Annotated in this window: 23 protein-coding genes; 3 read left to right on the plus strand and 20 right to left on the minus strand. The window is 30.0% G+C overall.

Features of this window, described 5'->3' with window-relative positions:
• Positions 1 to 17: 17 nt before the first annotated feature.
• From fabG to ACN6I1_RS11440, 9 genes are all read right to left on the minus strand, one after another.
• Positions 18 to 767, minus strand: coding sequence for a 3-oxoacyl-[acyl-carrier-protein] reductase (gene fabG / locus ACN6I1_RS11400; RefSeq protein ID WP_053831750.1), 750 nt, complete (start codon positions 765 to 767; stop codon positions 18 to 20).
• Positions 767 to 1,717 carry an ACP S-malonyltransferase gene (fabD, locus tag ACN6I1_RS11405; protein ID WP_419742001.1) on the minus strand — a complete coding sequence of 317 codons (951 nt, stop codon included), beginning with the start codon at positions 1,715 to 1,717 and terminating at the stop codon, positions 767 to 769. Before fabD ends, fabG begins: the two co-directional genes overlap by 1 nt.
• A gap of 1 nt (position 1,718) precedes the next feature.
• Positions 1,719 to 2,660, minus strand: a complete 942-nt coding sequence (fabK, locus tag ACN6I1_RS11410) for an enoyl-[acyl-carrier-protein] reductase FabK (protein WP_419742002.1) — start codon at positions 2,658 to 2,660, stop codon at positions 1,719 to 1,721.
• Positions 2,661 to 2,670: 10 nt separating this feature from the next.
• Positions 2,671 to 3,657 (minus strand): beta-ketoacyl-ACP synthase III, encoded by a 987-nt coding sequence (locus tag ACN6I1_RS11415; RefSeq protein WP_114542389.1) that lies wholly within the window; start codon positions 3,655 to 3,657, stop codon positions 2,671 to 2,673.
• 25 nt (positions 3,658 to 3,682) lie between these two features.
• The gene (gene plsX, locus ACN6I1_RS11420) at positions 3,683 to 4,696 is read right to left on the minus strand and encodes a phosphate acyltransferase PlsX (protein WP_247012001.1); all 1,014 of its coding nucleotides are present in this window, start codon (positions 4,694 to 4,696) and stop codon (positions 3,683 to 3,685) included.
• 12 nt (positions 4,697 to 4,708) lie between these two features.
• The gene (gene fapR, locus ACN6I1_RS11425) at positions 4,709 to 5,266 is read right to left on the minus strand and encodes a transcription factor FapR (protein ID WP_021430034.1); all 558 of its coding nucleotides are present in this window, start codon (positions 5,264 to 5,266) and stop codon (positions 4,709 to 4,711) included.
• Positions 5,267 to 5,457: 191 nt separating this feature from the next.
• Positions 5,458 to 5,634 (minus strand): 50S ribosomal protein L32, encoded by a 177-nt coding sequence (gene rpmF / locus ACN6I1_RS11430; RefSeq protein ID WP_021430121.1) that lies wholly within the window; start codon positions 5,632 to 5,634, stop codon positions 5,458 to 5,460.
• 13 nt (positions 5,635 to 5,647) lie between these two features.
• Positions 5,648 to 6,175: a YceD family protein gene (locus tag ACN6I1_RS11435; protein ID WP_021429977.1), complete on the minus strand. Its 528-nt coding sequence runs from the start codon at positions 6,173 to 6,175 to the stop codon at positions 5,648 to 5,650.
• A 144-nt stretch (positions 6,176 to 6,319) separates the two neighbouring features.
• Positions 6,320 to 7,516: an acetate/propionate family kinase gene (locus ACN6I1_RS11440; protein WP_021430090.1), complete on the minus strand. Its 1,197-nt coding sequence runs from the start codon at positions 7,514 to 7,516 to the stop codon at positions 6,320 to 6,322.
• A 312-nt stretch (positions 7,517 to 7,828) separates the two neighbouring features.
• Between ACN6I1_RS11440 and ACN6I1_RS11445 the strand changes: the two genes are divergently transcribed.
• Positions 7,829 to 9,097: a nucleotidyltransferase gene (locus ACN6I1_RS11445; RefSeq protein WP_419742003.1), complete on the plus strand. Its 1,269-nt coding sequence runs from the start codon at positions 7,829 to 7,831 to the stop codon at positions 9,095 to 9,097.
• A gap of 167 nt (positions 9,098 to 9,264) precedes the next feature.
• Positions 9,265 to 10,455, plus strand: coding sequence for a nucleoside recognition domain-containing protein (locus ACN6I1_RS11450; protein ID WP_419742004.1), 1,191 nt, complete (start codon positions 9,265 to 9,267; stop codon positions 10,453 to 10,455).
• A 28-nt stretch (positions 10,456 to 10,483) separates the two neighbouring features.
• On the opposite strand, the gene ACN6I1_RS11455 is transcribed toward ACN6I1_RS11450, so the two are convergent.
• The 6 genes from ACN6I1_RS11455 to ACN6I1_RS11480 all read right to left on the minus strand — a co-directional run bounded on the left by ACN6I1_RS11455 (position 10,484) and on the right by ACN6I1_RS11480 (position 16,222).
• A complete protein-coding gene (locus tag ACN6I1_RS11455) occupies positions 10,484 to 11,002 on the minus strand; it encodes a hypothetical protein (protein ID WP_021433836.1) in 519 nt (172 codons plus the stop codon).
• Position 11,003: 1 nt separating this feature from the next.
• The gene (gene coaD, locus ACN6I1_RS11460; RefSeq protein WP_419742005.1) at positions 11,004 to 11,501 is read right to left on the minus strand and encodes a pantetheine-phosphate adenylyltransferase; all 498 of its coding nucleotides are present in this window, start codon (positions 11,499 to 11,501) and stop codon (positions 11,004 to 11,006) included.
• Between the two features lie 2 nt (positions 11,502 to 11,503).
• Positions 11,504 to 12,058, minus strand: a complete 555-nt coding sequence (gene rsmD, locus ACN6I1_RS11465) for a 16S rRNA (guanine(966)-N(2))-methyltransferase RsmD (RefSeq protein ID WP_021430067.1) — start codon at positions 12,056 to 12,058, stop codon at positions 11,504 to 11,506.
• 41 nt (positions 12,059 to 12,099) lie between these two features.
• Positions 12,100 to 14,160, minus strand: a complete 2,061-nt coding sequence (gene recG / locus ACN6I1_RS11470) for an ATP-dependent DNA helicase RecG (RefSeq protein WP_419742006.1) — start codon at positions 14,158 to 14,160, stop codon at positions 12,100 to 12,102.
• Positions 14,161 to 14,233: 73 nt separating this feature from the next.
• Positions 14,234 to 15,856 carry a DAK2 domain-containing protein gene (locus tag ACN6I1_RS11475; RefSeq protein ID WP_021433839.1) on the minus strand — a complete coding sequence of 541 codons (1,623 nt, stop codon included), beginning with the start codon at positions 15,854 to 15,856 and terminating at the stop codon, positions 14,234 to 14,236.
• A 15-nt stretch (positions 15,857 to 15,871) separates the two neighbouring features.
• Positions 15,872 to 16,222, minus strand: coding sequence for an Asp23/Gls24 family envelope stress response protein (locus ACN6I1_RS11480; protein WP_021429975.1), 351 nt, complete (start codon positions 16,220 to 16,222; stop codon positions 15,872 to 15,874).
• 208 nt (positions 16,223 to 16,430) lie between these two features.
• Between ACN6I1_RS11480 and rpmB the strand changes: the two genes are divergently transcribed.
• Entirely contained in the window at positions 16,431 to 16,619 is a 189-nt protein-coding gene (gene rpmB / locus ACN6I1_RS11485) for a 50S ribosomal protein L28 (protein ID WP_021122933.1), read from the plus strand.
• A 155-nt stretch (positions 16,620 to 16,774) separates the two neighbouring features.
• Here the strand turns inward: rpmB and ACN6I1_RS11490 are convergent, their stop codons facing one another.
• The 5 genes from ACN6I1_RS11490 to pknB all read right to left on the minus strand — a co-directional run bounded on the left by ACN6I1_RS11490 (position 16,775) and on the right by pknB (position 21,230).
• Positions 16,775 to 16,921: a hypothetical protein gene (locus ACN6I1_RS11490; RefSeq protein WP_021430102.1), complete on the minus strand. Its 147-nt coding sequence runs from the start codon at positions 16,919 to 16,921 to the stop codon at positions 16,775 to 16,777.
• 128 nt (positions 16,922 to 17,049) lie between these two features.
• Positions 17,050 to 17,700, minus strand: coding sequence for a thiamine diphosphokinase (locus ACN6I1_RS11495; RefSeq protein WP_419742007.1), 651 nt, complete (start codon positions 17,698 to 17,700; stop codon positions 17,050 to 17,052).
• Positions 17,701 to 17,709: 9 nt separating this feature from the next.
• Complete coding sequence (rpe, locus tag ACN6I1_RS11500; RefSeq protein ID WP_220796377.1) at positions 17,710 to 18,366, minus strand: ribulose-phosphate 3-epimerase; 657 nt, start codon at positions 18,364 to 18,366, stop codon at positions 17,710 to 17,712.
• A 2-nt stretch (positions 18,367 to 18,368) separates the two neighbouring features.
• Positions 18,369 to 19,253, minus strand: a complete 885-nt coding sequence (rsgA, locus tag ACN6I1_RS11505; RefSeq protein WP_419742008.1) for a ribosome small subunit-dependent GTPase A — start codon at positions 19,251 to 19,253, stop codon at positions 18,369 to 18,371.
• A 141-nt stretch (positions 19,254 to 19,394) separates the two neighbouring features.
• The gene (gene pknB, locus ACN6I1_RS11510; protein WP_419742009.1) at positions 19,395 to 21,230 is read right to left on the minus strand and encodes a Stk1 family PASTA domain-containing Ser/Thr kinase; all 1,836 of its coding nucleotides are present in this window, start codon (positions 21,228 to 21,230) and stop codon (positions 19,395 to 19,397) included.
• Positions 21,231 to 21,234 lie beyond the last annotated feature (4 nt).

Here is a 21,234-nt window from a genome sequence, read left to right on the forward strand (position 1 = left end):
CTTATATTTTTACTTTTTTATTGCATTACCATTCCACCATCTACATTTATAACCTGACCTGTTATATAACTTGCCATGTCACTTGCTAAAAACAATACTGCATTAGCTACATCATCAGGCTCTCCAAATCTATTTTGCGGAATGCTTTTTAACATATTAGATTTTAAATCTTCATTTAAAACACTAGTCATATCTGTATCTATAAATCCTGGAGCTATAGCATTTACACTTATGTTTCTTGATGCCAATTCTCTAGCACTTGATTTTGTAAGGCCTATTACACCTGCTTTAGAGGCACAGTAGTTTGCTTGCCCTGGATTTCCTATTATTCCAACTACAGATGATATGTTTATTATTTTTCCATATCTTTTCTTCATCATATATTTAGTAGCTGCTTTTGTGCAGTTGAAAACACCTTTTAGGTTTATATCGATAACCTTGTCAAAGTCATCTTCTTTCATTCTCATTAAAAGTCCATCTTTTGTTATACCAGCATTGTTTACTAATATATCTACTTTTCCAAACTCTTTAACTACAGACTCTATCATATTGTCAACTTCACTACTTTTAGATACATCGCATTTTACTATCATGCTTTTAACACCATATGATTCTATTTCTTCTTTAGTTTTTAAAGCATGTTCTTCATTTGATGTATAGTTTATTACAACATTGGCTTTTTGTGATGCTAGTTTTTTAGCTATAGCTTTACCTATACCTCTAGATCCTCCAGTTACAATTGCTACTTTATCTTGTAAGTTAACCATTATATTTCACCTCTTTTATAAGCTTCAACAAAGTCATTCATAGATTCCATATTATCAATGTTATAAACTTTAGTATCAACTTTATTCTTTTTGGAAATTTTATTTATAAATCCTTTTAGCACTTTTCCTGGTCCGATTTCTATAAATGTATCAAATCCTTCATTTATTAGCTTTTCTATTGAATCTTCCCATAAAACAGATGAGCTAACTTGACTAACTAAAAGATCTTTATAGTTATCTGTATAATAATCTGCTTTTACATTTGAAACTACAGATACCTTACATTTTCTTAGTTTAATATCATCTAATTCTTTTTTTAGCTTTAACCCAGCTGGTTCTAGCATAGATGAATGAAAAGGTGCACTTACATTTAATACAACAGCTTTTTTTGCTCCATTTTCTTTAAATAAACTTATACTATCTTTTACCGTACCTGTCTCCCCTGATATTACAATTTGACCTGGAGAGTTATAATTTGCAACCTCTATTATTCCATTATCAACTTGTTCTATAACCTCATTTACTTTTTCTCTATCTAACCCTAGTATAGCTGCCATAGTCCCCTTTCCTAAAGGTACACTTTCTTGCATATACTTACCTCTTTTTTTAACTACTGCTACAGCATCATTAAAATCCATTGCATCTGCTGCTACTAAAGCACTATATTCTCCTAGTGATAGTCCTAAGCATGCATCATATTTCAAATCTATCTTATCTTTTAAACTTTCAAATAACGCTATACTATGAGTAACTATAGCTGGTTGAGTATTTTCTGTTTTAGCTAGTTCTTCATCACTACCTTCAAACATTATCTTTTTTAAATTTATTCCAACTGATCTTTCTGCTTCATCAATAATTTTTTTAGCTATGTCATCATTGTTATATATATCACTTGCCATACCTACATATTGAGCTCCTTGACCAGGAAATACTAATGCAACCTTACCCATACTATACCTCCAATTTTTTATTTATTTTAGATAATATAGATTTTGATTCTTCCATTATATCTTCTATTATTTGTTTGCAAGGCTTCACATCATTTATATAAGATGCTATTTGACCTGCCATAAATGATCCATTATCTACATCTCCATTTACAACTGCCATTCTTAATGACCCTACACCTTTTTGATCTATATCTAAAGGATTAACTCCTTCTTTTTCCATATTTAATATTTCTTTAGCCAATTTGTTTTTTAATGTTCTAACCGGATGTCCAGTACTTCTTCCTGTAACTATTGCATCTCTATCTCTTGATTTTAATATAAAATTTTTATAGTTTTCATGAGCTATACATTCATCGCTACAAATAAATCTTGTTCCTATTTGTACACCACTAGCCCCTAAGCATAGTGCTGCTGCCAATCCTTTCCCATCAGCAATTCCTCCTGCTGCAATTACAGGAATATTTACATTGTCTACAACTTGAGGAGTTAGAACCATTGTTGTTAGCTCTCCTATATGTCCTCCTGCTTCTGTTCCTTCAACTATTACTGCATCTGCACCATGCTTTTCCATTCTTTTTGCTAGTGCAATAGTTGGAACTACGGGTATAATCTTTGTATTTACTTCTTTTAATCGCTCTATATATTTTGCTGGATTTCCAGCTCCTGTAGTTATTACTTCTACTCTTTCTTCTACTATTAAATCCATTATCTCATCTACAAATGGAGATAATAGCATAACATTAACTCCAAACGGTTTATCTGTTAATTCTCTGCACTTTTTTATTTGCTCTTTTATTACTTCTTTTGGTGCATTTCCTGCTGCAATTATTCCTAATCCTCCAGCATTTGATACTCCTGCTGCTAATTCAGCAGTTGCTACCCAAGCCATCCCACCTTGGATTATAGGGTATTTTATATTTAATAATTCACATAAATCCTTCATAATTTCCTCCTTATATACTCCATCTAACTAAAGAAGCTCCCCATGTCAATCCGCCTCCGAATCCTACTAGAACTACATTATCGCCTTTTTTAATTTTTCCTTCTCTATAGGCTTCATCTAGCGCTACCGGAATTGATGCTGCTGACATGTTTCCATATCTATCTAAGTTCACATATACTTTATCCATACTTAAGTTTAATCTTTTTGCTGAAGCTTCTATTATTCTTATATTAGCTTGGTGTGGTATAAGGTAATCTACATCTTGTATACTCAAGTTAGCACTTTCTATACATTTAACAGATGCATCTTGCATTATTCTAACAGCAAATTTAAATACATCACTTCCTGCCATTTGTATGTAATGCAATCTATCTTTAACAGTTTCTTCACTAGCTGGCAACTTAGAACCTCCAGCTGGTACTTTAAGATAATCTTTACCATTTCCATCAGAGCCTAAATTTGTAGATAAAACTCCGCCTTCTTCAACTGGTCCCATAACTACCGCTCCAGCTCCATCTCCAAATAATATTGCTGTAGATCTATCTTCATAATCTAATATTGTTGATAAAGCTTCTGCTCCTATTACTAATACATGTTTATATGTTTTAGTTTCTATAAATTGTTTTGCTATTGTTATACCATATATAAATCCTGAACATGCCGCTTCAAGGTCAAAACCTGCTGCTTTAGTTGCATTTATGTTTGCTTGAACTAAGCATGCTGTAGATGGAAATACCATGTCTGGTGTAATTGTAGCTACTATAATTAAATCTATATCTTCTGGAGTCAAGTTTGCATTTTCTATTGCTTTTATAGCTGCTTTAGTTGCAAGATCTGATGTTGCTTCATTTTCATCTACTAATCGTCTTTCATTTATTCCTGTTCTTGTTCTTATCCATTCATCTGATGTATCCATTATCTTTTCAAGATCGAAGTTAGTCATTACCTTTTTAGGAACATAACTTCCAACCCCTAATATACCAGCCTTTGTATTCATAAATTAACCTCCAAGTGGTACTTTTCTATTCTTCTTCGCTATTTTCTTCTATAGTCTTTATAAATTCTTTAATATCTTCGACTACATCTCCCTTTGCAAATTTTATTGCTTGGTTTATAGCATTTTTTATAGCTTTTGCATCAGAACTTCCATGAGCTTTTATAACTCCTCCATTAACACCTAAAAGAGGCGCTCCTCCATATTCTGAGTAATCCATCATAGTTTTTAATTTTCTTAAATCATCTTTTAACAGCATTGCTCCTAATTTACCTTTTGTACTAGCTAGGAAAGTTTCCTTTAAAAGGCCTAATATTGACATCGCAATACCTTCTGCTGATTTTAATAAAATATTTCCTGTAAATCCATCACACACAACTATATCTGTATATGAGTTTATTAATTCTCTTGCTTCTATATTTCCAATGAAGTTTAAATTTAATTTTTTAAGCTCTTCATATGATTTCTTTGCTAAGTCATTTCCCTTGCCCTCTTCTATTCCTACATTCGCAAGAGCAACTCTAGGGTTTTCAATTCCTAATACTTTGTTTGCATAAATGTTACTCATACCTGCAAACTCAACTAAGTTTATTGGTTTACAATCTGCATTAGCTCCTCCATCTGCAATAAGTGTCATTCCACCTTTTACATTTGGTATAGCTGGGCATAAACAAGGTCTGTCTATTCCTTTTATTCTACCTACCACAAATAAACCACCTGCTAATAATGCTCCTGTATTTCCTGCTGATACTATTGCATCTGCTTTATTTTCTTTTACCATTCTTAAAGCTACAACCATTGATGAATCTTTTTTAGATCTTATTGCTTTAACTGGTTTATCTTCATTCTCTATAATTTCAGTAGTATGAACTATTTCTAATTTACTTTTGTCAAATTCATGCTTTGCAAATTCATTTTCTAATATTTCTTTATCTCCAGTGATTATTATATCTACACCATATTCTTTTATAGCATTAACTACACCTTCTACATTAGACTTTGGTGCATTATCTCCGCCCATTCCATCAATTACAATTTTCATATTATTCTCCTCCTAAACTAACTCTTCAAATATAAATTTTCCTCTGAAAATTTGCTCTTGCGCTTTATTGTTAACAACAACTTTTACATAATGTTTTTTATCTATGTTTTTATAAATCTCAGCTTTCGCTATGAGCCTATCTTTTTGTTGTATATGTTTTAGCGTTTTTATATTAGCAAATCTCATTATTACCTTAGGCGCATCTAAAATCGCCATAGCTAATGAATTAGCCATTGAAAATATATATTCATCCTTAAGAGTTCCAGTTTTGGAGTAGATCATGTCTTCGGTAATATCCAACATGGATATGCCTAATTGACCTACAGATAAGTCAATTATCTCTCCTGTTATCTCTTTTATACCTAAAGTTTTAACTTTAGATGTTTCAGTTTCAGCTATTTGCTTAACTCTCTCCCTAAGTTCTGGGATATTTAATGCAAGTCTATCAAGTCTTATGGTTTGTATACTTACATCAAAGATGCTTGCTAATTCTTCATCTGTATAAAAAGGATCGTCTTTTAGCATTCCAACAAGTTCTTCTTGTCTTTGTGCTTTGCTCTTCTTTTTCATATTACCTCCAAGTTTTTATAGTTGGAATTAGTACCAACTACTAATAGTAGTATATAATATTAATTATAAATAATCAACTACTTATTTATTTTTTATTTATAATTTTTGCGTACACTTAAATATTATCACAATTTTTTTCATATTTAAGCAAAAAAAAACATGTAGAGTATTCTACATGTTTTTTAGAAGTATTACTTAGAAACAACTTCTTTACCTTTATAATATCCACAATCTGGACATACTCTATGTGGTAACTTTGGCTCATGACATTGTGGGCAACTTACGAATCCAGTTGCTACCATCTTTGAGTTAGCTGCTCTTCTCATTTTTGTATTTGATTTAGATGTTTTACGCTTTGGTACTGCCATTTACGCCACCTCCTTAGTCATTTTTAAACATTTCTTTTAATTTAGCAAAACGGGGATCTATTATCTCCTCGTCGTTCGCAGTTTCATCACAAGAACAAACTTTTTTATTTAAGTTTGTCCCACAAGTAGGGCATAGGCCTTTACAATCTTCATCACAAAGAACTCTTTGAGGCAGATTAAAATCTAATGTTTGTTCTATTAAATCTATGAAATCAACTTCATCGTTTTTATAAGTATAAACATCAAACTCTTCTACTTCATTTTCATCCACTTCTTGTTTAACTAAAAATCCTTGAATAGGATAACTTAATTTTACTTCTACTTCACTTAAACATCTAGCGCAATTATCAACTATATTAAATTCAACATTGCAATCTAAAAATAAACCCTTATTAGTTTTACTTATTGTTCCGTTTAAATTAAGTGGAGAAGTTAATTTATAAGTATTATCACAATAATTAATACTATCAATTTTTTCGCAAAAATTCAAGTGTAAATTATCAGTTTCTTTTCTTATAATCTTATCTAAACTAATCTTCATTAAGTTCACCTCAATTTATTGCCAAATTTATTATACAAATATAAGCTTTGTTTGTCAAGTATTTTTACTTGATAGTTAATTTATTTCTTGGCAAAAATTAAGGTAGGTTTTAACCTACCTTAATTATATTATATCCAATTGCAATTATTTTACTAATGCAACAGTATCTCTTGCTATCATTAACTCTTCGTTAGTTGGAACTAATAATATCTTAACTTTTGAATCTGCAGTAGATATTACTGTTTCTTTTCCTCTAACTTTGTTAGCTTCTTTATCTAAGTTCATTCCTAAGAATTCCATGTTAGAAGCTATAGATTCTCTTATCTCTATACCATTTTCACCAACACCAGCAGTAAATACTACAGCATCTACACCGTTCATTTCTGCAACGTAAGCTCCTATGTATTTTTGAACTCTTTGAACATAAGCATCTAATGCAACTTGAGCTTTTTCATCTCCCTTTGCAGCAGCTCCTTCTATATCTCTGAAGTCACTTGATATACCAGTCATTCCGTATACCCCAGATTGTTTGTTCATTAAGTCAGATAATCCTTTAGCGTCTAATCCTTCTTTTTCCATTAAGAATGGTAATATAGCAGCATCTATATCTCCACATCTAGTTCCCATTATTAATCCTTCTAATGGAGTGAATCCCATTGAAGTATCTACACATTTACCACCATCAACAGCAGCTACAGAAGCTCCGTTTCCTAAGTGACAAGTTATTATTTTTAAGTCTTCTACGTTCTTTCCTAACATTTCTGCAGCTCTTTGAGATACATACTTGTGAGAAGTTCCGTGGAATCCGTATCTTCTTACTCCATACTTAGTGTATAATTCATGAGGTAATCCATATAAGTATGACTTCTTAGGCATAGTTTGATGGAATGCAGTATCGAATACTCCAACCATTGGTACTCCTGGAAGTATAGCTTCACAAGCTTCTATTCCCATTATGTTAGCTGGGTTATGAAGTGGTGCTAATTCAACACACTCTTCTAATGCTTTCATAACTTCATCATTTATCTTAACTGAACTAGCAAATTTCTCTCCACCGTGTACAACTCTGTGTCCTACAGCTTCAACTTCGCTTATATCCTTAACTCCACCGAATTTAGGATCAACTACACCTTCTAATACTAATTTTATAGCATCTTGGTGATTTTTCATTGGTTGCTCTACTACAAGCTTACCTTCTACTCCATCTTTTTCTTGCTTTAATATAGAACCTTCGATTCCTATTCTCTCAACTAATCCTATACATAAAACTTCTTCATTTGACATATCTATTAATTGATATTTTAATGAAGAACTACCACAGTTTAATACTAATACTTTCATTAGTATACCTCCTTAAATCTTTAACAATAATATGTAATTATTTTTAATTAACAATTTTAAAAATCGATATCATTACTTGTATACATTAAACAAATTTATCACTATTTACTATACCATTTTTTTTCATAAAAGTACATAGTTTATGATATTTTTTAAGTTATTTATATTTAACTCAAGAATTATTGTTCTCAATTTTGTTTAATATTATAATAGGATATAACTTATTTTTATAAAAAGCAAACAATAAATAATTCTATATATAAACAATAAATCCTTTGTTTTTGTATATATTTAATATAAAAGGAGGTTTTTATGAACATTTTAGGTCTTATAGTCGAGTATAATCCATTTCATAATGGTCACTTATATCATTTAAAAGAATCTTTTAAAAAAACAAATGCTACTCATAGTATAGCTGTAATGAGTGGTAATTTTTTACAAAGAGGAGAACCTGCTCTATTTGATAAATATAAAAGAGCTGAAATTGCAGTTTCAAACGGAGTAGATTTAGTTGTAGAGCTTCCTACTCTTTTCGCGTGCCAAAGTGCAGAATTCTTTGCTCATGGGGCTATAACTCTACTAAACTCATTAAATTGCATAGATTCTATATGTTTTGGTAGCGAAGAAGGTAATATAGATTTACTAACTGAGATATCAAAAGTATTAGTTTCTGAACCTGAGGATTTTAAATTACTTTTAAAGAAAAACCTAGATGAAGGAATTTTATTTGCTACAGCGAGAAGCAAAGCTTTGTGTGATTATTTGATTACAAATAATGTTATAGATAATCTATATAAGCAAAATTTAAATACAATATTAAATTCTTCTAATAATATCCTAGGAATGGAATACATAAAAAGTTTATTGAAACATGAAAGCGACATAAAGCCTTTCACAATAACTAGAGTACAGGCATCTTATAACTCTGAAGACATTAGTAGTGAAATTTGTTCTGCTACTGCAATTAGAAAATCACTTAAAGATTCAAGAAATATACATGGCATATACTCAGTTGTTCCCGAAAAAACTTTCAATCTAATATCTGATTCTATAAATTCAGGATTTAATCCTATGTTTGATGAAGTTTATTTTGATACTATAAGAGAATTAGTTATACGAGATTTTGATATATTGAGCAGTTATTTCGATGTTAATGAAGGTATAGAAAATAAAATATACAAATCAATTTTCACATGTAATAACTTATATGAACTTCAACAAAGTGTTAAATCAAAAAGATACACATTAACTAAAATAAAAAGAATATTGAATAATATATTACTTGGAATATCAAAGAAAGATATAGCGTTAGTAAAAGATATAAACGAAATGCCTTATGTCAGGATTTTAGCTTTTAACGATAAAGGTAGAGAGATAATAAAACAAATAAAATTAAACTCTGATATAAAAATTATAAATAAATTTTCAGATATAAATTTCGCTGAAAATGAAACTTTCAAAACACTAATCAAATATGATATAAAAGCTACAAATATGTATAATATCCCTTATTATAAAAATAGTAATTCTTTACTTAAAGGCCCTATGGATTATTATATATCACCTAAATACATAAAGTAACTGATAAAAACCTGCCTTTCTTAGGTAGGTTTTTATCAGTTTCAAAGTTAATTTTTTACTATATGAAATGCTTCAAGCATTTAACTCCTCAAAGCCAATGAATTTTATCATAGTTCATAATTACTTTTAATATACTTATTAAAGAGTATAGCAAAGTAGGTGATATTTTGAAGAAAATAAAATTTTTAAAGTTTTTAACTCCATCTTTAATCGTTATGCTACTTATAATAGGTATAATTTTATTTCCTAAAGATTCTATTTTGGCGGCTAAAAATGGATTTTCAATATGGGTAGACACCTTGATACCATCCTTATTACCATTTATAATAGCTGCTAATTTAATAGTTAGACTTAAATTTGTAGATGTTTTGGGATTAATAATCAATCCAGTTACAAAAAAACTTTTTAATGTATCTGGTAAAAGTTCTTTAGTTTTCGCTATATCTACAGTATCAGGATATCCAGTTGGAGCAAAGCTTGCTTCTGAACTTAGACAAAACAATGAAATTTCTAAATTTGAAGCTCAAAGGCTAGTTTCCTTTTGTTCTACATCTGGTCCACTTTTTATAGTCGGTGCAGTTTCCATTGGAATGTTTAATAACCCTTCATTAGGCTATTTAATGTTACTTTGCCATTACTTAGGATCTTTAACTGTTGGAATATTATTTAAAAATTATGGCAAAGAAAGTGTAAGTAATGATAACTTCAATTTTAAATTTGAAGTAAAAAAAATTATGGAATTTAGAAAAAAAGAAAATAAAGGATTTTTTGTTTTATTTGGAGATGCTGTTTTTAGTGGGGTAAATACAATACTTATGGTTGGCGGATTCGTCATAGTATTTTCAGTTGTATTTAAAGTTTTATCTATATTTAAATTTATAAATTTGATTTCTTACATAATTTACATTCCATTATCTATATTTGGATTTTCTCTTGATCTATGTTCTTCTTTTATAAGCGGTTTATTTGAAATAACGATTGGATGTAATCAAATATCTAACATATCTAATATACCTGAAATAATACGAGCTTCATTATGTAGCTTCATAATAGCATTTAGTGGTCTTTCTATATTAGCTCAATGTTGTAGTTTTTTAGCTCAAACAGATATAAATACAGGTACATATATAATTTCTAAATTTTTACATGGAGTATTCGCAGCCGTTTTCACTTTTGCATTTTATCCATTAATAAATTCTAGTAATTTATTTATAAAACTATCTACTACATCTAATGTGTTTTATAATAGCTCAATTTGGAGCTTATACATAAATAACTATCATATAATTTTGCCTTTATTAATAATAATTTACTTTATATCCTCTTTTATGATTTTTAAAAAAATAAAAAATAGCTGACTCAATCGCATTTTGAGTCAGCTATTTTTTATTCACTTAGTTCATTTCTATTTATTGATATTTCATCTATTATGCTTTGAAGATTGTATTGTAATCCCTCTAAAACATCATCTGCATATCTTATAGATCCTAATTTAATCTCTTTTGCAGTGTATTCTGCTTTTTCCACTATAGATTTAGCTTTTTCTTCTGCTTCTACTACTAACCCATCTGAATCTATGTATGATTTTATTATTTCTTCGGAATTTTTTTTCATATCTTCACTTTCTTTATTTGCTTTTTCAATTATTTGGATAGCTTCTTTTTTTGCTTGTTCTATCAAAATTTCTGCATCTTGATTCGCATTATTAAGTATTTTTTGTCTTTCTTTATTTATCCATACAGCTTGTTTAACTTCTTCTGGAAGTATAACTTTTATGTCTGATATAATACTTAAAACTTCTTCTTTGTCTATTCCTGATTTATGCGAAAAGGGAATTGAACTTGCATTATTTATAGCACTTTCTAACTCCTCTAATAGTTCCATTATTTCTAAATCTATATTCATGTTATTTCCCCCTATTAGTTTTTCTTTTTAATTCTTCTAAAATCACCTTAGGCACTAAATTCTCTATATTTGCATCAAAATTTAACACTTCTTTTATAAGAGATGAACTTATGTATGAATACTTAGTAGTCGTAGGTAATATTACAGTCTCTATATTTGGATTTAATTCTTTATTCATATGAGCCATTTGAAGTTCATACTCTACATCCGCTCCATTTCTTATACCTCTTACTAGAGTCTGGATACCATTTTCTTCACAATAGTTGACTAAAAGCCCATCAAAACTAACTATTTTTATATTAGAAATATGGTTTGTGCATTCTTTTATTAACTTAACTCTTTCTTCAAATGTAAATAGTCCCTTTTTATTCGGATTATAAAGTACCCCTATTTGTAGTTCATCGAATAATTTAGAAGCTCTTTCTATTATGTCTAAGTGCCCATTTGTTATAGGGTCAAAGCTTCCTGCAAATATAGCTTTTCTAACTGTATTTTCCATTATTAATCCTCCATACTATAAAATGTAAGCGTAGTGTTTCCATATTTTTTATTTCTGTTTTTAACTAGGTTCCCAACATTCTCTGGAAATTCTTGTTTTGTATCATGTTCAACAACTATGATACCATCTTCTTTTAGTATGTTTGACTTATCAATTCTCTCTAATGCATCTTGGAACATATCTTTGTAATATGGAGGGTCCATAAATATAACATCAAACTTGTACGAATTATTTTTAACTCTTTCAATTGCCGACTTAAAATCAACATTCATGACTTCACTATTTTCTTCTACCCTAGCTTTTTTTATATTACTTTTTACTATATCAATACTACTTCTGTTTAAATCTACAAATACACATTTGTTAGCACCTCTTGATAAACACTCTATACCTAGAGACCCTGTACCTGCAAATAAATCTAAAATATCTCCATCCATTATGTATGGGTTAATTATATTAAATAAAGATTCTTTAACTCTATCAGTAGTTGGTCTAACATCTTCACTTTTAGGTGTATTTAATTTTAGTCCTCTGGCTTTTCCTGAAATTACTCTCAATATAATTTCTCCTTCCATTTTATTTTATCACAAATTATTTCCTAATTTAATGATATTTCTTCCAATCTATTTTCAAATTTCTTCAATATTTCTTTTTTTATTTTTTCATTTTCATAATTATTAAGTTTTGGGTCTTCACTTATTATATATCTAGCCTCTTGTTGAGCTATTTTCAATATTTTCATATGCTTAAATATATTAGCCACCTTTAGCTCTGGCAACCCATGTTGTCTTGTTCCAAAGAACTCACCTGGGCCCCTAATCTCAAGGTCTTTTTCTGAGATTTTAAATCCATCCGTTGTTTCTTCCATGATGGACATTCTTTGAGAGCACACTTCTGATTTCGATGAATAAATCAATATACAATAAGACTTATGACTTCCTCTACCAACCCTACCTCTTAACTGATGTAGTTGAGCTAATCCAAATCGTTCTGCATTTTCAATTATCATAAGGGTTGCATTAGGTACATTTACTCCAACTTCAATAACAGTTGTTGATACTAGTATATCCAATTCTTTGTTCTTAAATTTTTTCATTGTTTCATCTTTTTCACTAGGTTTCATTTTACCATGCAAAAGACCTAATCTCAAGTCACTAAAAAATTCACTCTTTAGTTCCTCTACTAAATCTACAGCAGCCTTAGCCTCTATAGCTTCACTTTCTTCTACCAAAGGGCATACTATATAAACTTGTCTACCCTTTTGAACTTCAGACCTTACTAAACTATTATACGCTTTTTCCCTCTTATCCTTATACACAGCTAAAGTTTCAATAGGTTGTCTTCCCGGTGGAAGTTCATCAATTATAGATATATCTAAATCTCCATACAAAATTAAAGCTAAAGTTCTAGGAATTGGAGTAGCTGTCATAACCAAAATATCAGGATTATATCCCTTTTCTGAAAGTTTATTTCTTTGTCTAACTCCAAATCTATGTTGTTCGTCGGTTATTACTATGCCTAAGTTGTTAAACTCTACCTTATCTTCTATAAGCGCATGCGTTCCAATTAAAATATCAATTTCATTATCTTTTACTCTTTGTAATACATTCTCTTTTTGTTTTTTCGTTAAACTACCTACCAGCAATCCTACATTAATTCCAAACGGTGATAGCGTTTCATTTAAAGATATAAAGTGCTGTTCTGCTAATATCTCAGTAGGCGCCATTAAAGCCCCTTGATAGCCATTTAAAACACAATTTGCCAATGCCAAAAGTGCTACTACTGTTTTACCACTCCCTACATCTCCTTGAACCAATCTATTCATTACTTTTTCACAGTTCATGTCATCAATAATTTCATTTAATGCTCGATTTTGTGCGTTTGTAAGTTTAAATGGTAAAGAGTTTAAGATTTCAACAAGATTTTGCTCTTTTTCAAACTTAACACCAGATTTTTCAGTAACACCATTTTTGAATAGAAATAGCCCTAGCTGAAGCATTAAAAATTCTTCAAATACTAATCTGTATAGTGCTACTTTTAAACTTTCTTTATTAGTCGGCGAATGTATATTTTTAACTGCAAAATCAATACTGCAAAGTTTATATTTTTGTATAATTTTATTTGGAAGGTATTCCTTAATATAAATTTGCTCATTACTAAAAACAGTTTTTACTATGTTTATAAGCTCTTTATTTGTTAATCCATATGTCAGTGGGTATATAGGCATTATTCCACATGTATTTTTAGGATTGTTGCTCATTTGTTCAACTTCACAAGAACTCATCTCAATTCCATAGGAAGTTTTCTTAACCTTTCCAAATACAAATACAGTATCTCCTTTTTTCAAAGTAGAACTTATATACTCTTGGTTAAAAAATACTAATCTAGCGAACCCCGTTTCATCCCTTACGCCTACCTTAGTTATCACTAGACCCTTTCTAACATTAGACGTCTCTATACTACTTACAATAGCTCTTATAGTTACTTTTTCTTCATCTTTTAGTTCAAATATTTTTCTTAGATTATTTCTATCTTCATATTGTCTTGGAAAATAAAAAAGCAAGTCAGATACAGTAAATATACCTAATTTACTTAGTTTATTAGCACGTTTTGGACCAATTCCTTTTACATATTTAATTTCTTTATTTAAATTATTCATATTTATCACCCTAAAAAAAATCCTGTATAATTTAACTTACCTAATAGTAAGATTATACAGGATTTCTGAAATATTATTCAACAGATATTAAATAATAGTATATTGGCTGACCGCCATAATAAAGTTCTATATCTATATCTTCGTATTTTTCTTCTAATATCGATTTAAACTCGTTAGCTTCTTCTTCAGTTACTTCTTCTCCATAGAATAAAGTTATAATTGCGCTGTCTTCGTCTACTAATTTTTCTATTAATCCTAAAGTTATATCTTCTTTCTTTTCTCCTGCCGATAATAGCTTTCCTTCACCTATTCCTATGAAGTTTCCTTCTTTCACTTCTATATCATTCATAACAGTATCTCTAACTGCATAAGTAACTTGCCCTGATTTTACCATTGATAAAGCTTCTACCATTGTAGCTTCATTTTCTTCTACACTTGCATCAGCATTAAAACTTACAAGAGAAGTAAATCCTTGTGGTACGTTTTTACTTGGTATAACTATTATGTTTTTGTCACTTAATGCTTTAGCTTGGTTTGCAGCCATTATTATATTACTATTGTTTGGTAGTATTATAATATTTTCTGCATTTATAGACTCTATAGCTTTCATGAAATCCTCTGTACTAGGATTCATTGTTTGCCCACCTTCTATTATGTAGTCAACTCCAAAGTCTTTAAATATATCTGCTAATCCACTACCCATTGATGTAGCTATAAATCCATATTCCTTAGCAGGTTCTTCTGATACTGCTGTTTGATTTTCAACTAAAATATTTTCATGCTGAACTTTCATATTCTCTATTTTTATAGTAACTAATTGTCCATATTTTAAAGCCTCTTGAAGTACTGATCCAGGTTCATTAGTATGAACATGAACTTTTATTAATCCTTCATCTCCAACTACTGCTAAACTGTCTCCATAATCTAACATTATATCTCTTATTTTATCATAAGTTACTTTATTACTTTCTAATATAAATTCTGTACAATAAGCAAATTTTATATCATCAGTGTTTATCTCACCTTGCATAGCTTCCACTGAAGAAGAACTTGATGATCCTGGCCCATTAGCAGCAATCACATTCCCTTTTAATGCCTCATACATACCTTCATATATAAGTACTAGTCCTTTACCACCTGAATCAACAACTCCAGCGTCTTTTAAGTTTTTAAGTAAATCTGGAGTTCTTTCTAAAGACTCATTAGCTTCTTTTATAACCAATTCTAAAAATTTCAGTATATCTTGCTCTTTCTTAGCAGCTTTTATAGCATACTCTCCACTTTCTCTAACTACAGTTAATATAGTTCCTTCTATTGGTTTTATAACAGCCTTATAAGCCGTGTCTGATCCATTTTTAAATGCTTGAGCTAAATCCATAGAACTTAGTTTTTCTTTTCCTTCTATAGATTTTGTGAATCCTCTTATTATTTGAGATAATATAACACCTGAGTTACCTCTAGCTCCCATTAAAGATCCTTTTGCTAAAGATTTACCTATATTAGTTATATCATCTTCACTAACTTTTGATAATTCTTTCATAGCATAAGATATCGTAAGAGACATATTTGTCCCTGTGTCTCCATCTGGAACTGGGAACACGTTCAGTTTATCTACATAATCTTTACTGTTTTGAAGATTATTTGCACCAGAGACAAACATGTCTCTTAAATTTTTCCCATCAATATATTGAATCATATTTTTCCTCCTAAATTACTTAACTCGTATACCTTGAACATTAACATCTATTTTACTTACTTTTAACGCAGTTATTTTCTCAATTGTATATTTTACTTTATCTATTATGTTATTTGCAACAGTTGATATATTTGTTCCATATTGCATTATTACGTAAAGTTCTATAGCTATAGTTCCATCTTCTAGTTCTTGTACGCTAACACCTTTAGTAGCATTTTCTCCTTTTAATAATTCAACTATGCCTTTTGTCTTATATGCCAGTCCTACTAATCCATAACTTTCCATCGCAGATTGATATACTATTTGTGCTATAACATGCTTGTCTATTTCTATTGTTCCAAATTCGTTGTTTATTTTAGCGCTCATGGTTTGACCCCCTAAAATTATTTTTAATTTTATTTTTAACTTTAATATTTACTTTATATAGAATTATATATATAATTTTATATGATAACAAGAATTTCTTCAATATGTGTAAGACAAATATATATTTCTATTGCATTTTTTAGAGATTTATGTTAATATAAACTGTGTTTTCAGTGTTATAGTTATCATTTAAGGAGGTGTACGTAAAATGGCAAAGGTATGTAACGTATGTGGTAAAGGTAAAGTTTCAGGAAACCAAGTGAGCCACTCAAATAAACATAGCAGAAGAACTTGGTCTGCTAACTTAAGAAACGTTAGAGCGATAATAGATGGTACTCCAAAGAGAATAAAAGTTTGTACTAGATGTTTACGTTCTGGAAAAGTTGAAAGAGCTTAGTTTTAGTAAAAAAAGCCTACACGCAGTAGGCTTTTATTTTTTTGTCTCAAGACTATTTTTTTCTCATAAAAAAAACTATTATCTTAGATAAAAATTTTGGACATTTAACAGTTATTACCTTCATTCCAATATCCCCCTTAAAAATAATATTTATTTTACATAAATAACATTACTCCACACCCTATAAGGACAATAGCTAGCAGTATCATCCACATCCAATTTGGAAGTATCAACGCTAAAATTACAGTTAATCCCGTTGCTAAGCATAAAATTCCAAGTAAATTTCTGTATTGATTCCTCAAACTATTCCCTCCTATAAATAACTTCCTACAATATCATATTCATGATTTCTTTTCTTTAATACAAATTACTAAAAATAGACCAAGCTATACGATATTTTATTAAAAATATAGAGCCAGCATAGCTTAAACTATACTGGCTCTATGTTTTTAACTATCAACAAAGTTCCTTTGTCGACAGTTATTCTACATTTATCACTTTCCATTACATTTGATATACCTATCGGGTCTCCATATTCTATAGTTGCATCTTTAAGTGGGTATTCAAGACCTTCAAGAGTTATACCTGTAGAATCTCCATTAACAGGTAAAACAGATATCGTGTCTCCTTTTTTACCGGATATATCGATATATTCACTTTCTATCATATGTAAATCTTCTTTATTGTTTTTTATTACAGGATTTAGTCCTAATTTTTTGATATAGTACATAAGGTTTATATTAGCGACAGTATGGTCTATACGCCCTCCTAATGCCCCTAAAAGGTCTATATCAACAATACCTAACCCTTTAGCTAAATGTATACACAATTGCGTATCTGTTTCGTTTTTTCTTTCAGGGAATTTTTTAAAATTTACACCTTTTTCTTTAAAGTAGTTTTTAACTTTTAATTCCAAAGAATCTAAATCCCCAAGTATATAATCTGGAACTACTTTTATTTTGTATAAAAAATTAGCTCCTCCATCTGCACAGATTATATAATCGTAATTTTCTTTATCAATCGTCTTTTTTAAAAAGTTTAAATCTTCTATTTTACCGTTTAATAAAATACATGCTTTCATAATATCCTCTTACTTAGATGCATTTAGTCTGAATTCTTTAACAGTAGCTTCTATATCATCACTATTAAATATAGCTGAACCTGCTACTATAACATTAGCTCCTGCTTTTACAACTTCGTTCACGTTTGAAGGTTTTATTCCTCCATCAACTTGTATATCCACATCTAATCCTTTTTCATCTATTAATGCTTTTAACTCTTTTATTTTATCTATCATTGTTCCTATAAATGATTGTCCCCCAAACCCTGGATTAACTGTCATTATAAGCACCATGTCTATATCATTTAGTATATATTTAATATTTTCTATAGGAGTTGCTGGGTTTAATGCAACACCAGCTTTAACATTAAATGATTTAATATTTTGTATAGTTCTATGTAAATGAGTACAAGCCTCTTCATGAACTACTATCATATCACATCCAGCATCTACAAAATCCTTTATGTAGTTATCTGGATTCTCTATCATTAAATGAGCATCAAATACCATATTTACATCTTTTCTTAATGATTTAACAATAGCTGGCCCTAAAGTTATATTTGGAACAAAATGTCCATCCATAACATCTATATGTAAATATTCACAACCTGCTCTTTCCACTTTCTTAACATCCTCTAATAACCTTGCAAAATCTGCTGATAAAATCGATGGTGCCATCTTTATCATCTTTAATACCTCCTCTTTGATTGTCTCTTTTCTTTTAGCAATTGTAAGTAGCTTTCATATCTTTCTTTAGCTATTTTACTTTCATTTACCCCTTCTTTAACCCCACATATAGGCTCATTTTCATGCATACATCTTCCTCCGAATTTGCATCCATCTGAAAACTCATCAAATTCTATGAAGTATTCCTTTAGCTCATCTTCTTCTATATCATCTAAAGTTAATGAACTAAATCCAGGAGTATCTGCTACCATACCTCCACATTCTAGCTTTAAAAGCTCTGCATGTCTTGTTGTATGTTTTCCTCTTTTTATTTTATCACTAACTTCACCTGTTTGCAGTTGAAATTTACTATCTATATTATTTAATAAAGTTGATTTTCCTACTCCAGAAGGACCCGCAAATACAACTATATTGCCTTTTAATTCCTCTTTTACCTTATCTATATTTATTTTAGCTTCATTACTAACGGGTATTACTTTGTAACCACTCGTTTCATATATACTTTTTAATTTGTTTAGTTCTTCATCTGTAGCTAAATCAGCCTTTGTAAGTACTATAACAATATCTAAAGATTCTCTTTCTGCTAAAACTATGAATCTATCTAGTAATGATAAATTTGGATTTGGATTTTTTATAGCAAATACAATTATCGCTTTATTTACATTAGCTATTGGAGGTCTTACTAATTCTGTATCTCTATCCTCTATTTCTTCAAGTACACCTTTTTTATTTTCCTCATCAATTATGTTTATTTTTACATTATCTCCTACTAAAGGAGTAATTTTGTCTTTTCTAAATATCCCTCTAGCTCTACATTCGTATACCCCTTGATTTGTATCTATATAATAAAATCCGCCAATACCTTTTGTAATAATTCCTTCTATCATTTAATTCCTCCTATAAAATTTAGTTAAACTTCTAATTAATATTATCTATATTAATTTACATAAATATTACAAAAAAGTCCAATAATTATTAATCATTGGACTTTTTATAATTATTATTTATTACATGTTTAATTTAAACTACTAGTGTTTTGTTCCATTACTCGCATCTTGATGATTTGTAGCTTGGGGTGCAGTTGGTGGTGTTGGTGTCCCTGTTCCTTGACCTTCTCCTCCGTTATTAGTCCCTTGACCTCCTCCAGTGCTTCCTCCTTGACCATCGCCTCCAGTTTCTCCTCCTGTTCCCGGATCAGTTGGTTTTTCTGGTTCTGTAGTTCCTCCTTCATTCCCAGATCCTCCTGTTCCTGGATCAGTTGGTTTTTCTGGTTCTGTTGGTTTCTCTGGTTCTGTCGGCTCTTCTGGTTTAGGTTCTGGCTTTTGTTGAGGTCCTTTACTAACTTCTACATTTACCTTATCTCCTGGCTTTATATTTCCAGAGTTTGGATTTTGAGCTACAACTATATCTTTAGCCTCATTACTATCTACATATTTTACATTTCCTAATTGTAGTTTATTTTCTTTTAAAATATTTCCAGCTTCTCCTAACGTCTTACCTACAACACTTGGTATAGATGTTTGACTTTTACCCTTACTTATAGTTACAGTAATTGTATCTCCTGGGTTAACTTGCGTTCCAGCATTTGGAGTTTGTGATATTACATGATTTTTTTCAACACTATCACTATATTCCTCTATACTAACTCTTATATTTAGTCCCAAATCATCAGCTTTCTTTTGAGCTTCATCAAGTTCCATGTTTAATAAATTTGGAGCAGTTCCTTCTGCTGTATCCTTATTTTTAAATCCTAAAGCAATTTTACCTATCACTACTATTTGTGTTATAAGCACTAAAGTTAAAACTATAGCTGCTATTTTCCATCTTTTTTTACTTTTAGGATTATCCTCTTTCTTATTTTTTTTCTTATTTCTTTTCGAAGAAGATTTAACAGGAACTACATTGTCTAGTTCTTCTTCTACGTCATCTTCTTCATATATATTTTGTGGTTTAGTCTCCGCTAACTTTAAAGCTTTATTTAGCTCAGCTTCATCTATTTTTTGAGTAGCGTAATTATCATATTCTTTTATAAAATCTAAATCTATATTTTTTTCTATATACTCGATATCTTCTATTAATTCATCTGCACCTTGATATCTATCAGCACTAGACTTTGAAGTTAATTTCTTTATTATATTTCTAACACTTTGAGGAATAGAAACTTTCTCTTCTTGAGTAAATTCTATCTCTTCATTTATATGTTGAAGCGCTATGGATATAGGGCTTTCTCCTGTAAAAGGAACTCTTCCTATTATCATCTCGTATAATACGATACCTAAAGAGTATAAGTCTGTTGTATTTGAAACAAATTTTCCTTTAGCTTGTTCTGGTGAAAAATAGTGTACCGAACCTATTACACTCCCAGTACTTGTTATCGTTGAACTAGATACAGCCTTAGCTATACCAAAATCAGCAACTTTAACAAGTCGACCTTCATTCGATATAAGTATATTATGAGGTTTTATATCTCTATGTATAATCCCTTTTCTATGTGCGGCACCTAACGCTTTTGCTATTTGCTTAGCTATATCTAACGCTGTATATTCATCTAAAGTACCTTCATTTTTTATTATATCCTTTAAATTTTGTCCTTCTATAAGCTCCATTACTATGTAATGAACTTTTCCATCTTCTCCTACATCATATACATTTACAATGTTAGGATGCGAAAGACTTGCAACGGCTTCGGCTTCTCTTTTAAATTTAGTTAAAAATTCTTCATCATCCACAAACTCTGGTCTTAAAACCTTTATAGCTACAGTTCTGTTTAAAAGCTTATCTCTAGCTTCATATACAAAAGCCATTCCTCCATCGCCTATTTTTTTTATTATTTCATATCTATTTCCTAAAACTGTTTCTCCCACTATA

The sequence above is a fragment of the Paraclostridium dentum genome (assembly GCF_048568265.1).
GTDB classification, from domain to species: Bacteria; Bacillota; Clostridia; order Peptostreptococcales; family Peptostreptococcaceae; genus Paraclostridium; species Paraclostridium dentum.